Genomic DNA, 2,455 nt, shown 5'->3' with positions numbered 1-2,455 from the left:
AAAAATGAGCAAGTTTGCGGAATTTTTAAACGCATAAAATCAATTAAAAAAAGGAGAAAAAAGAAAGAAAAAACGCTATATTTAACGGACAATAAAAACGCAAGGTAACATTGTATAAAAATAATGTGGACAAATCGCTCAATCGAAAGTTTGTGCGTATTTGGTCTCTCTGATTTTCCTGCGGAAAATCCTCGGACACAAAACCGCACTATTCTTATACGTAACCGTTACCAACTATAAAAACCCGACCTTCTGAAGTTTAGTTTATTGGATTAAAATATTTTTGTAAATATATTTTTTTGGTGTATATTTACATCAAAAACGAATCTAATGGCACGACAAAGCATTTCATTGACACAACCAAATGACGAATGGTTAAAAACCCAAGTGGAGACTAACGAGTATTCCAGTAAAAGTGAACTTGTAAATGACCTAATAAGACAGGCAAGAAATCAACAACGCCAAATTGATTGGATAAGCTCGAAATTAGAAATAGCTGAAAATAGCGGTTTTACGAATGATAGTAAAGAGCAAATTTTAGCAAAATCAAAGTCTTTATTGAATGGCTAAATACAAGTTAAGTAACGTAGCTAAGGATGACTTAATTAGAATTCATCATTACGGCGTAAAGAAATTTGGCATAACACAAGCTGACAAATATTTTAACTCATTTTTTGAGTATTTTGACATTATTGCTCAACGTCCTTACTCGTTTGAATCGGTTGACTTTATAAAATACGGATATAGACGCTGTGTCTGTGGATCTGACAGTATTTATTTTAAAATTAATAATAACATTGTAGAGATAATGGCTATAATTGGAAGGCAAGATTTAAATAATATATTATAAAAATAACAGTTGGTAACACCGTGTAAAAATAATTGCTTGGTTCTTGCCTACTTGGAAAATCCTACGGATTTTCCTCTGGTTCGTTCCTTTTTTAGTAAGTTAGCTACTTACACACGCAACTATCCTTACACATAAACGTTACCACACATTGACGAAATGAACGAAATCAAGTCTTATATATTGGAATTTATTTGGTCTGGAAAGAATATTTCTGATTTTGAACAATGGTTGTATCAACAAAATTCAACTGAATTTGAAAACCTAATTGGAGTATCAAACTATCTTGAATTAATAAGCTATGATTATAAAAAGAAAACGACTGACCAGATAAAACATTTTTTTAAAACTATTTTAAACAACTCTATAATGGAGGAATTTGAAACAGAATTTAAGAAAAGAAAATCGAAAGCTATAATTGGAAAATGCATAAAAAACGTTGCTCTTAATTATCACGAAAAAACTGAAAGAAACTGGAATGTCGAAATTGGAAAAGAATATGAATTCCTAATTGTAAATTCTGGAATTGAAAAAGGTAATCACTCTGCTTTAGTGAACTATGTGGATAAAACTAATTCTTTCAAACCTTCAGGTTTTATTCCAATGGAATTATTTGAAATTGATTTAACAAATATTTCTGACTTCTATCACCAAGTTTCTAATGCTGGAAAGGAAACTACAATAGAAATTAAAGCTTTTTCGGAAAAACAATATATACCAAATGAATATTCTTTTTGGGAAGATTACTATAATGATGAAAAGAAAGCTGTGGATACATATTTAAAAACATTAGAGAAAATGGAAATAAAAAACGTGTGGTAACACCGTATATAATTTATTGCTAGTTCTAGCCTACTTACGAAAATCCTTGCGGATTTTCTATTCGGTTTTTATTTGCTAAATTAGGTGCTTAAACACGCAACAAACCATATACAACAACGTTAGCAATAATTTAATGACAACTCTCGTAAATGAAAAGCCATAATGATTTAACATCTACAGAACGTAAAATATTAGAAGAAAAGATTGATATTGAATTCGAAAAAAAAATACTTAAGCCGAGAGAAGAAATGGTGATAGAATTTTTGATCAAAGTTCTAAGTTTTCAATATGAATTTAGGACTAAACGAGATACAAGTCAAATAAAAGTTATTAGCCTATACTACTATGCCAGTAGTCCATTGAGTTTCCTGTTTGTTGAGCCTTGTTATGCATTCTACTCTAATGAATACACAATTGATAGACCTGAATTAGAACTAGAAGATTATGATTATTTCGATTTGGAAGATTTGGCTAGAAATGTATTAGATGAAAGTGGAATTGATTATTCCGATTTAGATCAAAATAATCGATTTGATTTGGCTGAATTTTGGGAAAATAAAGCAGAACTAGAAAAGACATTTATATTTAATTGTTGGAAGAAGGCAAAATCACAAACTGAATCAAAATTAATTGGGTTTTTAGATGCATCTGACTATTCCGGTGGAACTTACGATTTAAATAATGGCAAATCTCTTTGGGAGGATAAAATTGAAATTGATGATTATCTCGATAAACTTGGAATAAAAATCAATAAGGAATATAATCAGTAATCTAAACTATTGCTAA

Annotated in this window: 4 protein-coding genes; all 4 read left to right on the top strand. The window is 29.8% G+C overall.

The window, feature by feature from the left end; all coding sequences use genetic code 11:
- Positions 1–330 precede the first annotated feature (330 nt).
- A complete protein-coding gene (locus tag ACFQ1R_RS13110; RefSeq protein WP_379926718.1) occupies positions 331–570 on the top strand; it encodes a ribbon-helix-helix domain-containing protein in 240 nt (79 codons plus the stop codon).
- Entirely contained in the window at positions 563–850 is a 288-nt protein-coding gene (locus ACFQ1R_RS13105) for a type II toxin-antitoxin system RelE/ParE family toxin (protein ID WP_379926717.1), read from the top strand. The genes ACFQ1R_RS13110 and ACFQ1R_RS13105 overlap by 8 nt, the downstream gene beginning before the upstream one ends.
- A 156-nt stretch (positions 851–1,006) precedes the next feature.
- Positions 1,007–1,669: a hypothetical protein gene (locus ACFQ1R_RS13100; protein ID WP_379926716.1), complete on the top strand. Its 663-nt coding sequence runs from the start codon at positions 1,007–1,009 to the stop codon at positions 1,667–1,669.
- 149 nt (positions 1,670–1,818) lie between these two features.
- Positions 1,819–2,439: a hypothetical protein gene (locus ACFQ1R_RS13095; protein WP_379926715.1), complete on the top strand. Its 621-nt coding sequence runs from the start codon at positions 1,819–1,821 to the stop codon at positions 2,437–2,439.
- Positions 2,440–2,455 lie beyond the last annotated feature (16 nt).

This window comes from Mariniflexile jejuense (genome assembly GCF_042675665.1).
Taxonomy (GTDB): Bacteria; Bacteroidota; Bacteroidia; order Flavobacteriales; family Flavobacteriaceae; genus Mariniflexile; species Mariniflexile jejuense.
Note: the sequence above shows the minus strand (reverse complement) of the source record. Positions and strands in the feature narration are given on the sequence as shown.